The following is a 12885-nucleotide window of genomic DNA, read 5'->3' as shown; positions in this document are numbered from 1 at the left end:
GCCGCTGCGGCAAAATACCCTGCCCTCCCGCCCCCCCCCATTTCCGCTAGGCATTGGCCCATTCCATGACCGGCTCCGTGACCCTGTTCGACCGCCATCGCCCGCGCCTCTACGCGATCGCCTATCGCATGCTGGGCTCGGTGGCCGAGGCGGAAGACGTGGTGCAGGATGCGTGGCTGCGCTGGCATGGCGCCGACCGCTCCACGCTGGAGAACCCCGAGGCCTGGCTCGTCACCGTCACCACCCGTCTGGCGATCGACCGCCTGCGCGCTGCCCGCACGGAACGGGAAAACTACGTGGGCGTCTGGCTGCCGGAACCGATGCTGATGGCCGCGCCTTCCACGCCCGAACAGATCCATGAACTGGCCGACGATGTGTCAGTGGCATTTCTGTTCATGCTGGAGCGCCTGTCGCCGGACGCCCGCGCGGCCTTCCTGATGCGCGAAGTGTTCGACGCCGACTACGAGGACATCGCGCAGACCCTGGACAAGACCCAGGCCGCGGTCCGCCAGCTGGTGCGGCGCGCCAAGCAGCAATTGCGCCAAGGCACCCCGCGCGAGGCCGTGCCGCGCGCGACGCTGCATCGGCTGCTGCTGACCTTTGCCGATGCGATGGACCGCAGCGACTTCCACGGCCTGCATGCGCTGCTGAGCGACGATGCCGAACTTATCGGCGACGGCGGCGACAAGGTCACCGCCTTTGCCAGCCTGGTGGGCGGCAAGCGGCTGGCGCAGCTGTTCTACGCCGGCAAGCGCCGCTACCGCGACGCGTTGCGCACCGAGGTGGTCCAGGTGAACGGCCAGTGGACCTTGCTGCGCTTCATCGATGGCGATCTCGAATCGGTGCAGTCCTACGAAACGGACGGCAAGCGCCTGACCCGGGTGCTGGTGCAGCGCAATCCGGACAAGCTGGCCCGCATCGCGGCCGCCCTGGCGCAACGCTGAGACCGCCCGCACCGGCGTTGGTGCATCGCGGGCAACATGGTGGTCCCTTGCGCGGACCTACCGCCGCGCCGCCCTCGCTTCTACGATGGACCTGTCACCACTCCACTCAGGACAGGCCATGCCGAAACTCACCAAACTCGCGTTGTCTTTCATCGCCGCCGGCGCGCTGCTGGGCCAGCCCGCCCATGCCGCATCGCACCACGGCGCGCCCGCCGGCAAGCCGGCCGATCCGATCGTCACGGAAGTGATGAGCAAGGACCTGCCCGACATTCCCGGCCGGGATGCCGTCATGCTCGTCGTCGACTACCCGCCCGGGGCCGCCGACCCCTTGCACCGCCATGACGCCTCGGCCTTCGTCTATGTGCTGGAGGGCAGCATCGTCATGCAGGTCAAAGGCGGCAAGGAAGTGACGCTGACCCCGGGCCAGACCTTCTACGAAGGGCCGGATGACATCCACACCGTGGGCCGCAACGCCAGCCAGACCAAGCCGGCCAAGTTCGTGGTCGTGCTGATCAAGAAAAAGGGCGCTCCCGCCCTGATCCCCGTTCAATAAGGGACGGATATTTATCCCTTCCTGGCCATCCCCGGGTGTCTCCCCGCCCGGGGATGGCCATTTTTTTCAAGGAGGCGTCACAAAACCGTCCAGCGCAACGTCTTAGCAGGTAGGATCAACCAACTTGCGGCGCTGCCACCATGCCTACCCCTATCCCAGCCTCCCCGGTCACCCCTCCCGCGAACGGCCCGGACTCCCTGGCCGACAGCTTTGCCACCAGCTATGCCGGCGTCATGGCCTTCCTGGCGGTCGCCGCCGAGGGCAACTTCGCCAAGGCCGGCGACCGGCTGGGCATAGGGCGTTCGGCAGTCAGCCGCAGCGTGCAGAAACTCGAAGACCAGCTGGGCGTGCGGCTCTTCGTGCGCACCACGCGCAGCACCTCGCTGACCGCGGAGGGGCAGCGCTTCTACGAGCAATGCCATCCCGGCGTGGAACGGATCATCCAGGCACTGGACAACATGCGCGACCTGCGCGAGGGCCCGCCTTCCGGCCTGGTGCGCGTCTGCTCCACCGTGGGTTTCGGCCGCAAGGTCGTGGCGCCCCTGCTGAAGGCGTTCCGCGAAGCGCATCCGAACATCTCGGTGGAGCTGTTGCTGGATGACGGCCCGACCGACTTCACCACGGACCGCGTCGACGTGTCGTTTCGCAATGGCCGCATGGAAGACAGCCAGGTGATCGCCAAGAAAGTCATTCCCATGCAGATGATCCTGTGCGCCTCGCCCGACTATGCCGCCAGGCACGGGCTGCCGCTAAGCGTCGACGAGCTGTCCGGCCATAGCTGCGTGAACTTCCTGCTGGCGTCCGGCCGCGTATTCGAATGGGAATTCAAGGTCGGCGGCCATCTGCGCAAGTTCGCGCCGCCCGCCATGCTGACCTTCAACGATGCCGACCTGGTCCTGCAGGCCGTGCTGGACGGCCATGGCATCGCGCAGATGGCGGCGTACCAGGTCTGCGAGCATCTGCGCGCAGGCACGCTGGTCGCCTGCATGCCGCAGTACTCGCCCGACGACCGCGGGCACTACCTGTGCTTTCTCAGCCGCCAGCACCTGCCCGCCCGCATGCGGGTCTTCATCGATTTCATGACCGAGAGCATCCGCGCGCAGGACCTGCTGATCATCGACAGCCTGCTGCCGAAACAGGCCTGAGCGCTATTGGGTCAGGGCCACGACGCTCTGGATCCCGCCCTGGGCCATCTTGGCGTAAGGACACAGGCGTTCCGTATTGCGCACCAGCTCTTCCGCGATGGGCGTGGGCACGCCCGGAAGGTGGATATTGACGTCCGCCGTCAGCGCGAAAAAGCCGTCGACGGGGTCCCGGCCGAACGAGATGGTGGCCGTCACGGAAGCGTCCGGGATGGCCAGGCCGGCGCGTTCGGCCAGCATGCTGAGCGCGCCGTGGAAGCACGCCGCATAGCCGGCGGCGAATAGCTGTTCGGGGTTGGTGCCCCCGCCCGTGCCGCCCAGCTCCACCGGCAGGCGCAGTTCCACGATCAGCTCGCCATCGTCCGAAATGGCCATGCCGGAGGCGCGTCCATGCGCGGCCTCCCCGCCGCGCACCGTCACGCTGGTGGTGTACAGGGGATGGAAATCCTTCCCCCGGTACTTGTCCAGGAGACTCTGGGGAGGAGGCCGCAGTTTGCTCATGAGGGTCCTTGCGCCTGCCGCTACTTTCTTGCGCCCGAACGGCTGAACCAGGTTTCGAAGCCGATCTGGCCCAGGCGCGGGCCGGCTCCCGGAACCAGCGTGTCGTCATCGAGCAGCGCGCCGAAATAGCGCGCGCCGGTGTCCGCCCGCACGGGGCGCGCGTCACCGATCTTGGCCATGTAGCGCTGCACCAGCTCGGCCAGGCGTACCCGCTCGGGGCCAGCGATTTCGACGATGCCGTTCACCGGCGGCGCCAGCGTGGCGTTGGCCATGGCCAGGGCGACGTCGTCCGACGCAATGGGCTGGACGTAGGCGGGCGACAGCCGCACTTCCGCCCCTTCGGTCCCCGACTGCACGATACCGCCCAGGAATTCGAAGAACTGGGTGCTATGCACGATGGTGTACGGGATTCCAGCAGCCACGATCAGCGCTTCCTGCGCGATCTTGCCGCGGAAGTAGCCGCTTTCGGCCAGGCGCTGCGTGCCGACCACCGACAGCGCGACGTGGTGGCGCACGCCGGCGCGGGCCTCCGCCGCCAACAGGTTGCGCCCCGAGGTCTGGAAGAACTCCAGCACGGCGCGGTCTTCGAACGACGGCGAGTTGGCGACGTCGACCACCGTGTCGACGCCGGCGAGCGCGGCGTCCAGGCCCTCGCCAGTCATGGTGTTGACGCCCGTGGCGGGCGATGCGGCAATCGCCTCATGGCCGCGCTCAGTCAGCAGTTTGACGAGTTTGGAGCCGATCAGGCCCGTGCCGCCGATAACCAGGATTTTCATGGTAGTCCCTTAGTTGAACTTGGCCTTATCCAGGCCATATGCCTTGTCGGCAGAACCCGGCACGGTGCGGAAGCCCACGTTCAGGCGGTTCCAGCCATTGATCGCCATGACGGCGAAGCTGAGGTCCGAGATTTCCTTTTCGGACAGTTGCGTGCGGACGCGTTCATAGATCTCGTCGGGCACGCCCTGCGCACCCAGCGTGGTCAGCGCTTCGGTCCAGGCCAGGCAGGCGCGTTCACGCGGCGAAAACTCGGTCGATTCGCGCCAGATCGCCACGTGATGCAGGCGCAGTTCGCCTTCGCCGTGGATCTTGGCATCCTTCACATGCATGTCCAGGCAGAAACCGCAGCCGTTGATCTGCGAGGCGCGGATTTCGACCAGGCGCAGGATCGATTGCTCGATCGCGCCGGACTTCAGGAGCATGCCGAACTCGACGAATTTCTTGAACAGTTCGGGCGATTGCGCAAAGGCATTCAGACGTTGACTCATGGTGACTTCCTCGATGGGTTGAACGACGCCCAAATCGTAGGTCTGCCGGCAAAACGGCAGTAGGCCCGCGGAGGGGACCATGATGTTGCCGCGGCGGCAACAATCGTCAGCGCGCGCTGACGGCCATGTTCAGGTTCAGGATTTCGGTTCGATCCCGAGTTGTTTCATGGCCCGGCCGATGGCCTGGGGCGCGTAATCGTCCCAAGGCTCGTTGCCCGCATCCAGGCGGGTGTGGATGTTGGCGATGGTCCATTGCGCCGAGCCTTTCAGCCCGTCCAGTTCGTCCCAGCGGACCGGTACGGACACGCCCAGGCCGGGCCGGGCGCGGGCCGACCAGGCCGCCACCGTCGTGGCGCCGAAGCCGTTGCGCAGGTAATCGGCGAATATCTTGCCCACGCGGTTCTTGGGCCCGCTTTTGGCGACGAACAGCTTCGGCAGCGTTTGCGCCAGATGGCGCACCATGGCTTCGGAAAAGTCCTTCACGGCGTCCCAGCCGTATTGCTTGCGGATCGGCACGACCACATGCAGGCCCTTGCCGCCGCTGGTCTTCAGCCAGCCGCGCAGGCCTAGCTCCTGAAGCAGCACGCGCACCAGCTCCGCGCCCTGCTGCACGGCAGGCCAATCCACCCCTTCTCCAGGGTCCAGGTCGAACAGCATCCGGTCCGGCTTGGCGATCGAGGTCTTGATCGCATTCCAGGTATGGAACTCCACCACGTTCAGTTGGGCGGCAGCGAGTATCGCTGCTTCGTTCGAGATTTCCATGAGCGGCGGATGCTCTGGGTACAGGCGTTCAGGCAGCGCCAGCACCCCCGCGATGGGTGATTCCGAGTGCCGCTGGAAGAAGTGCTGACCCTGGATCCCCGCGGGCGCCCTGACGAAGGAAACCGGGCGGCCGCGCAGGTGCGGCATCATCAGTGGCGCCACCAACCCGTAATAGCGCGCCAGATCGAGCTTGGTCGCTCCCGAAGAGGGATCTATGACGCGGTCGGGATTGGACAGTTTCATTCCCTTCGGCGGCGTTGCCGCGCCCTCTTTCAAGGCCTTGGCGGGGCGTTCGCGGGTGGATATCTTTTCAGCCGGCATGGCAACCTCGCGCGTGATCTTCTTGGGGGGTTTGTCGGTCCGCAGCCCGCGGAAGGTCGAATGGCGCACATGGCCGTCGCCAGTCCATTCGCCGAACGAAACCTCTCCCACCAGCGTAGGCTGGACCCAATGGACCTGCTTGAGGGCGCGCGGCTTGCCCTGGGTCAACGCGCTGGTTTCTTGTTCAATGCCGGCCAGCTTGCGATGCAGGTCCAGCAGCGTCCTGTCGTCGAAACCCGTGCCCACATTGCCGGCGTAGCGCAGCCCGCCATCCGGCTCGTGCACCGCCAGCAGCAGCGCGCCAAAGCCCTGGCGGCTGCCCTTGGGCTCGGTGTAGCCCACGATGACGAATTCCTGGCGCTTGGTGCACTTGAGCTTGATCCAGTCGTCCGTGCGGCGCGACACATAGGGCGCGGACAGACGCTTGCCGATGATCCCCTCCAGGCCCAGCTTGCAGGCCGAAGCGACCAGGTCTGCCGGCGGCTTATCGAAGGCCTCGCTGAACTTCACGTGCTGGCCCTTGCACCTGGCGATGACCTGCCGCAGCAGGTCCCGCCGCAGCCTGAGAGGCTCGTCGCGCAGGTCGCGTCCCGCGACGTAGGGCAGGTCGAAGGCGTAGAAGACGATATCCGCCGTGCTCGCGGCATCGAAGGCGTTCTGCAAGGCCTGGAAGCTGGGCACGCCTTCGCGCGTCAGCACGACGATCTCGCCGTCGATCCAGGCATTGGCGATCTCCAGTGCCGCCAGCTCCTGGGCCAGCCGCGGAATCCTGGCTGTCCAATCGTGGCCGTTGCGCGTGTACAGCTTCGCGCTGCCGCCATCCAGCCTGGCCAGGATCCGGTAGCCGTCGAACTTCATTTCATAGGACCAGTCGTCCGCGCCCCGCGGCACGCCGTCGACCAGGGTGGCCAGCTGAGGCTTGAGCGACACGGGCAGGGGAGCGGCCTTGCCCGGCAAGGCCGCGGCGGATTCTGTTGCATTCACGGCGCGGGCTTGCGGTTTGCTGCGCACAGCCGCCTTCTTCTTCGTGCGCAGCGGCACCACGCTGTCCGGCATCTCATCCACGACGCTGAAATCCCGGTCTGGCCGCGCGTACTCGTCGTTTTCCTTGATCAGCAGCCAGGGCGGCTGGCGATCGCTCTCTTTGCCCTTCATGCGGATCAGCGCCCAGCGCCCGCGCAGCTTCACGCCGTCGAGCGTGAACTTCAGATGGCCTGTCTTGTATCCCTTGCGCGGATCGCCTATAGGCGTCCAGCGCCCCTCGTCCCAGATGATCACCTTGCCGGCCCCGTACTGCCCCTCGGGGATGGAGCCTTCGAACTGGTTGTACGCGATGGGATGGTCTTCGACCTGCACCGCCATGCGCTTGACGGAGGGATCGAACGACGGCCCTTTCGGCACCGCCCAGCTTTTCATCGCGCCATCCAGCTCCAGGCGGAAGTCATAGTGCAGGCGGCTGGCCCAGTGCTTTTGTATGACGAACACCAGGTCTGCGCCGCCTGATTCACCGCCTTCCGCCGGTTCCGGCGTGACGGCGAAATTGCGCTTCTCGCGGTATTTCTTCAGGCTGTCCGCCATTTTCAGGCCGCCTTTTTCGCCTGCCTGGCGCTCTTGGCGGCCTTCTTCGCGGGCGCCTTTTTCACAGCGGAACTACGCGGCACGGCTTTCTTGGCGGGCTTGGCCTCGGCCTTGGCGCGCCCCTTGGACGCGCCGCCGCGCAAGCTGCGCTGCAACAGGTCCGTCAGATCGATCACGTTATCCGCATACGCAGGCGCTTCCTCCTGCGGCGCGATCACGGTTTCGGTCTTGCCCGCCTGGGCCTTCTGTTCCACCAGCCCCATGATGGCCGCCTTGAATTCGTCCTGGTATTCGGCCGGATCCCACTCTGCCGACATTTCGTCCACCAGCATCTTGGCCATCTTCAATTCGGACGCGCTGGGCGACATGCTCTTGGCGCCTGCCTTGGGCAGATCCAGTCCCTCCACGGACTTCACCTCGTCGCCCCAACGCATCAGATTCAGGACCAGCGCGTCTCCCATGGGAATCAATGCCGCCAGATGCTGCTTGGTCTGGATCACGACCTTGGCGATGCCTATCTTGCCGCTTTTCACCAGCGTGTCGCGTAGCAGCGCATACACCTTCTGCCCCTTGTTGATCGGGGCGATGTAATACGGCCGCTCCAGGTATACGAACGAGACTTCGGCCGATTCGACAAATTGCTGGATTTCGATGGTTTGCGTCGTGCGCGGATAGGCCTCCGCGATCTCCTCGGGGGAGATGATGACGTACTGGCCATCCTCGTATTCGACCCCTTTGACGATGTCCTTGGATTCGATCTCCTTGCCCGTGCGCTTGTTGATGCGCTTGTAGCCGACGGGGTCCATCGACCGGCGGTCCAGCCAATCGAAATCCACGCCCGATTCCGTCGTGGCGGTATGCAAGCCCACGGGGATGTGGACCAGGCCGAAGGTGATCGCGCCCTTCCAGATGGTTCGCGTGGCCATGAGAATTTCTCCTAGGTGATGTGCACGCGCTCTCGCCGCGGCTTCGGATGCCACAACAACGGCAGCCATCGCCACGGCGGAAAACGCAGAGCAGCAACTTCCATGCCCGACGCCCGGCCCGCGCCTGACTGCGCCGCCGCCGGCTCCCCGGACCGCGATTCCTGCACAGGCACGCCGCTTGCTGAGTTGCCTGCCATGACATCCCTACCCGATTCCCGCTCGGAAGGCATCGTGGCGGCTTTTCCCCGGCGCGCGCGGGCCTCCGAACACGAGGTGGCATCACTCGATGCCCAAGCCGCCCGACTGGCCGCGTTGCTGGGCAGACGCTACGTGCCCGATTACCGACCCAGCCGCCACGGCGGCGGGGTGGTTCCCTATTATGTGCCTGATCGCACCATCATAGGCGCCAGGCGCGCCGCCGTGCTGGGCATCGTCAGCGAGACAGACCTTTACGGCGGCGTGGCGCCGCATGCGTTCGTGGCCACCAAATCCATCAGCCACGGACTGGTGGGGCCGCAGGCCTCCCGCCCTGCCAGCTGGTCCATGGCACTGGCGGACATGCTGGGCGACGCCGTGCTGGAAGGCTATACCGCCTTTTGCCCCGAAGACGCCCTAGCCGCAGGACGACGCTTGCTCGCACGCGGCACGGTACGCGTGAAGCCCGCGGACGCCACGGCGGGTCGCGGACAGGTCGTGGTCAGGAGCCTGGATGCGCTGCGGGCTGCCCTGGCCGAGCAATCCCCGCGCTTGATGCAGCGCCTGGGTCTGGTGCTGGAAGAAGACCTGGAAGAAATCGAAACGTATAGCGTGGGCTGGTCGAAAGTGGGCCAGATGGAGATCGCCTACGTGGGCACCCAATCGCTGACCGACGACAATCAGGGCTGCCAGGTGTACGGCGGGTCCGAGCTGCGCGTGGCGCGCGGCGGTTTTGACGCCCTGCGCGCGCTGGATCTTCGCGCGGATGAGCGACGCGCCATCGAGCTGGCGTGCCGTTATGACACGGCGGCCTGGGCCGCCTATCCGCAATTGATCGCATCGCGGCGCAACTACGACGTGGCGATCGGGCGCGCGGCGGACGGCGGCGCGCGCGCCGGCGTGCTGGAGCAATCCTGGCGCGCTGGCGGCGCCAGTCTGGCCGAACTGGCCGCCATGCAGGCCTTCGCGCTGTCACCGGCGCTGATGGAAGTGCGCGCCGAGACCCGCGAACGCTACGGCGCCGGCGAACCCGTGCCAATCGCGCAACGGCTGGTGTTCCACGGGGTCGACAGCGCCATCGGCCAGATCAGCAAATCGGGAGGCATCCTGGAGGCGCAAGATGGCGGCGCATAGCACCCCTACCGCTCTGGAAGTCGACGACGTGTCGCTCGAGGCGACCTTTCTCACTCCGCAGGACAAGGTCCCTGGCGTGCTGTTTATCCACGGCTGGGGCGGCAGCCAGGAATTTGACCTGTCCCGGGCCAAGGGGATCGCCGCGCTGGGCTGTGTCTGCCTGACCTTCGACCTGCGCGGTCATGCAGGCACCCGGGCCCAGCAACTACAGGTGACCCGCGAGGACAATCTGCGCGACGTGGTGGCGGCCTACGACAGGCTGTCGCTCCACCCCGCGCTGGACTCCGGTTCCATCGCCGTAGTGGGCAGCAGCTACGGCGGCTATCTGGCCGCCCTGCTCTGCACGCTGCGCCGGGTGCGCTGGCTTGCGTTGCATGTCCCCGCCTTGTATCGCGACGACGAATGGCTGGTGCCCAAGAACCAGCTCAACCGCGACACGCTGCGCGCCTACCGCAGCGCCTACGTGCCGCCGGAAGAAAACCGCGCGCTGAAGGCTTGCACGGAATTCTCCGGCGACGTGCTGCTGGTGGAAGCGGAGCACGACATCTATATCCCGCACTCCACCATCATGAGCTACCGATCGGCCTTCCGCCGTTCGCACTCATTGACCCACCGCATCATCGACGGCGCCGATCACGCGCTGACGGAAAAGCCGGCGCAACGCGCGTATACCTCGATCCTGGTCAACTGGGTGACGGAGATGGTGACGGGCGCGCGCATGGGCGAGGGCCGGGCGAGCTTCTGAGCGCAAGCGCAATCTCCCTGCCGGCCAAAGACCGATGCGCACGCACCGCGCGCGTGATCGTGGCGCATCGCCCCGACACGATTGCGACGGCCGGGCGCGAGATCTCGCTGGTAGCCGGCAAGGTGGCCAGCGACAGCGGGCAGCCGCCTATGCCGGCTTCCCGAACACGCCGCCGCGCCGCGCCACTAGCGTCGCCTGCGTACGATTGAGCACGCCCAGGGTGCCCAGAATGGCCGACACATGCGTCTTGACGGTCTTTTCGGTCATGTTCAGCCGTTCCGAGATTTCCTTGTTGCGCAGTCCGTCGCACATCAGGCATAGCACCTCGACCTGGCGAGGCGTCAGCGCGCGCAGCAAGGCTGCTTCGTCCTGGTCGCCTGCGGACAGCGCGCGGCGCTGCGGCGGCGCCGCCTCGTTGACCGCTTCCAGCGCGGCGGCCAGCTCCTGGCAGCTGGCGGACTTGTTCAGGAAGCCCTGCGCGCCGGCCTCCAGCGCGCGGCGCATGTCCTCGGGATCTTGCGAGGCCGACAGCACCAGGATGCGCAACTTCGACCGGCGCTGACGCAAGCGTTTGAGCAAGTCGGCGCCAGCCATGTCGGGCAGGTAGAAATCCATGATGACGTGCTGGATCGCCGTATGCCGATCCAGTATCTCCAGCGCTTCCTGGCCGCTGGCCGCGGGATGGATCTCCAGGCCGGCCACGCCCTGGCCCAGCGCCATCACCAGCGCTTCGCGGAACATGGCGTGGTCGTCGACCAATAACACTGCCGTCATTCGGCATCTCCGGGAAGGGGCGCTGCTTCCCTGGCATGCAGCAGGCCCGTCACGTGCTCGCGCAAAGCCTGGACTTGCACGGGCTTGTGCAAGAGCGGCACGCCGCGCGCGGCAGCCTCGGTCAGGCGCGCCGGATCGGTATCGCCGCTGACCAGCAAGGCAGGCAGATCGGGATCGTTGTATTCCTCGCGCAGCCTTTCGATTACGTGAATGCCGGTCTCGTGTTCGCGCAGCCGGTAATCCGTGACGATCAGGGCCGGCGTTTCAGCCAGCGGCAGCACGCGCTCGAACAGTGCATTGCCGCTGGTCGCGGCGATGACGCGGCAGCCCCAGCTTTCGAACAGCATCGACAGGCCCGCCAGGTTCTGCGCGTCGTCGTCCACCAGCAGCGCCAGCTTGCCGCGCAGGCTGTCTTCACTTGCAGGCGCCCGGGGCAGTCCCACATTGGCATCCGTGATCGAAAGGCCTGCCGCGGCCGGATCCGACAGCGGCGCCGTGACCGCGAACACCGTGCTGCGGCCTTCTTCCGAGCGCAGCGCCAGTTCGTGGGCCAGCAGCCTGGCGGTGCGGCGCACGATGGCCAGGCCCAAGCCCAGGCCCTTGCTGCGGTCGCGCTCGGGATTGGCCAGTTGATGGAACTCCCAGAAGACGCGCTCCTGCTCGGCCTTGGGAATCCCCGGGCCGTTGTCCCAGACCTCGATGCGCAATCGGCTTCCGCGCCTGCGGCAGCCCACCAGGACGCGGCCGCCGTCGGAGTGCACGATGGCATTGCTGATCAGATTGCGCAGCATGCGCTCCAGCAGCACGGGATCCGACCGCACGCTGGCCGCGCACGCGCGCACCCGCAGCCGTATCCCCTTCTCGCTGGCCTGCGGCGCGTATTCGGCCTTGAGCTGGTCCAGCAGCGGCTGCATCCTGAACGTCTCGAAACGAGGCTCGATGACGCCGGCGTCCAGCCGCGACAGATTCAACAGCGCGTCGAACAGATGGCCCATCGCCGACAGCGCGCTGGTGATGTTGTCGACCAGATAGCGCCCGTGCCGGGACAGGGGTTCGTTCGCCAGCAAGCCCAGGAACAAGTTCACCGCATGCACGGGCTGGCGCAGGTCGTGGCTGGCCGCAGCAAGAAAGCGGGACTTCTCCAGATCGCTGCGTTCGGCCGCTATCTTCTCCTGGCGCACCTGTTCCAGCAGCGCCAGGTTTTCATAACCCAGCCGCAACGCGTCCAGGTGGGTGCGGTTCATGCGATGGATGAAGGCCAGGGTCGCGACCAGATATGCCAGGCCGCCCGTCACCAGCGCCAGATGGATGGCGGAAGGCTGCGCCGCCAGCGCGATGAACATCGGCGCGAAAGCCGGCACTTCGAACGCGTACATCACCGGCAGCATCATGTAGTTCGAATAGATGGCGCCCGTACCCAGTCCGAACAGGATGACGATGAAGAACAGCTGGTACTCCAGCGGGACGAAAAACGTCCAGTAGGCCAGGGGCAGTCCCCACAGGATGCCGGAGCACAGATTCCCGGCCAGCATGCGGCGCACCCAGCGCTGCGCCGCTGACGGGTCGGCGCGATGGCGGTCGTACGCCACCACGGCGGCCCAGCGCAGCACGCCCACGGCCAACGTGGCGCCCAGCCACAGCAGGATCTCGTGGTGGGGCAGCACGCCGACCAAGGCGAATGCGGAAAAACAGGCGCTGATCAGCGACCCGGCCAGGGCGAACGGAAAGCTTCGGCGCAATGCGTCGACCTGCACCTGATGGATGCGGGCGGCATAGGACGAACTTGGCGGCGTGGAAGCTGAAGTCTGACCGATGGTTGGCTGCAATGGCGTGGGGATGTTACGTGCGAGGGACCTGCCGCTTGCGCAGGGGCGGATCGAAACGTGTGCGGATTTTAGACCCATCGTGCGGATTTCCGCAGGCGCTGCGCGATTTTCGTTCGGCATTGACATTCCAACGGTGGAAAACCCCAGGATTTCCGCCTTGGCCCCGGGCGTATGCGCTCCCTGCCCGCTTTCCTGCGGCCGGCACCACGCCCGAGGCGC

The 12885-nt window shown here is 66.2% G+C and carries 12 protein-coding genes; 5 read left to right on the top strand and 7 right to left on the bottom strand.

Annotated elements, in window-relative coordinates:
• Window positions 1-65 precede the first annotated feature (65 nt).
• The 3 genes from IB258_RS18075 (at window position 66) to IB258_RS18065 (ending at window position 2642) form a co-directional block, all read left to right on the top strand.
• A complete protein-coding gene (locus IB258_RS18075; protein WP_054455078.1) occupies window positions 66-944 on the top strand; it encodes an RNA polymerase sigma-70 factor in 879 nt (292 codons plus the stop codon).
• Window positions 945-1062: 118 nt separating this feature from the next.
• Complete coding sequence (locus IB258_RS18070) at window positions 1063-1497, top strand: cupin domain-containing protein (RefSeq protein WP_054455081.1); 435 nt, start codon at window positions 1063-1065, stop codon at window positions 1495-1497.
• A gap of 140 nt (window positions 1498-1637) precedes the next feature.
• The gene (locus IB258_RS18065) at window positions 1638-2642 is read left to right on the top strand and encodes a LysR family transcriptional regulator (protein ID WP_054455083.1); all 1005 of its coding nucleotides are present in this window, start codon (window positions 1638-1640) and stop codon (window positions 2640-2642) included.
• 3 nt (window positions 2643-2645) lie between these two features.
• Here IB258_RS18065 and IB258_RS18060 read toward each other — a convergent pair whose 3' ends face one another.
• The 5 genes from IB258_RS18060 to IB258_RS18040 form a co-directional block, all read right to left on the bottom strand.
• Entirely contained in the window at window positions 2646-3140 is a 495-nt protein-coding gene (locus IB258_RS18060; RefSeq protein WP_054455086.1) for an Ohr family peroxiredoxin, read from the bottom strand.
• A 20-nt stretch (window positions 3141-3160) separates the two neighbouring features.
• On the bottom strand, window positions 3161-3916 hold the full coding sequence (locus IB258_RS18055) for an SDR family oxidoreductase (RefSeq protein ID WP_192352978.1): 756 nt from the start codon (window positions 3914-3916) through the stop codon (window positions 3161-3163).
• A gap of 9 nt (window positions 3917-3925) precedes the next feature.
• Window positions 3926-4405 (bottom strand): carboxymuconolactone decarboxylase family protein, encoded by a 480-nt coding sequence (locus IB258_RS18050; RefSeq protein WP_119452206.1) that lies wholly within the window; start codon window positions 4403-4405, stop codon window positions 3926-3928.
• 135 nt (window positions 4406-4540) lie between these two features.
• Window positions 4541-7066: a DNA ligase D gene (gene ligD, locus IB258_RS18045; RefSeq protein ID WP_192352977.1), complete on the bottom strand. Its 2526-nt coding sequence runs from the start codon at window positions 7064-7066 to the stop codon at window positions 4541-4543.
• Window positions 7067-7068: 2 nt separating this feature from the next.
• On the bottom strand, window positions 7069-7992 hold the full coding sequence (locus IB258_RS18040) for a Ku protein (protein ID WP_192352976.1): 924 nt from the start codon (window positions 7990-7992) through the stop codon (window positions 7069-7071).
• 195 nt (window positions 7993-8187) lie between these two features.
• Between IB258_RS18040 and IB258_RS18035 the strand changes: the two genes are divergently transcribed.
• Window positions 8188-9321, top strand: coding sequence for a DUF3182 family protein (locus tag IB258_RS18035; RefSeq protein WP_054455094.1), 1134 nt, complete (start codon window positions 8188-8190; stop codon window positions 9319-9321).
• A complete protein-coding gene (locus IB258_RS18030; RefSeq protein WP_054455097.1) occupies window positions 9308-10066 on the top strand; it encodes a S9 family peptidase in 759 nt (252 codons plus the stop codon). The genes IB258_RS18035 and IB258_RS18030 overlap by 14 nt, the downstream gene beginning before the upstream one ends.
• Before the next feature lie 147 nt (window positions 10067-10213).
• Here the strand turns inward: IB258_RS18030 and IB258_RS18025 are convergent, their stop codons facing one another.
• Both IB258_RS18025 and IB258_RS18020 read right to left on the bottom strand, forming a co-directional pair.
• Window positions 10214-10840, bottom strand: a complete 627-nt coding sequence (locus IB258_RS18025; RefSeq protein ID WP_054455098.1) for a response regulator transcription factor — start codon at window positions 10838-10840, stop codon at window positions 10214-10216.
• The gene (locus IB258_RS18020; protein WP_054455100.1) at window positions 10837-12666 is read right to left on the bottom strand and encodes a hybrid sensor histidine kinase/response regulator; all 1830 of its coding nucleotides are present in this window, start codon (window positions 12664-12666) and stop codon (window positions 10837-10839) included. Before IB258_RS18020 ends, IB258_RS18025 begins: the two co-directional genes overlap by 4 nt.
• Window positions 12667-12885: the final 219 nt, after the last annotated feature.

The sequence above is a fragment of the Achromobacter sp. ACM02 genome (genome assembly GCF_014851605.1).
GTDB classification, from domain to species: Bacteria; Pseudomonadota; Gammaproteobacteria; order Burkholderiales; family Burkholderiaceae_B; genus Achromobacter; species Achromobacter aegrifaciens.
This window is presented reverse-complemented; position numbering and strand designations above follow the sequence as displayed.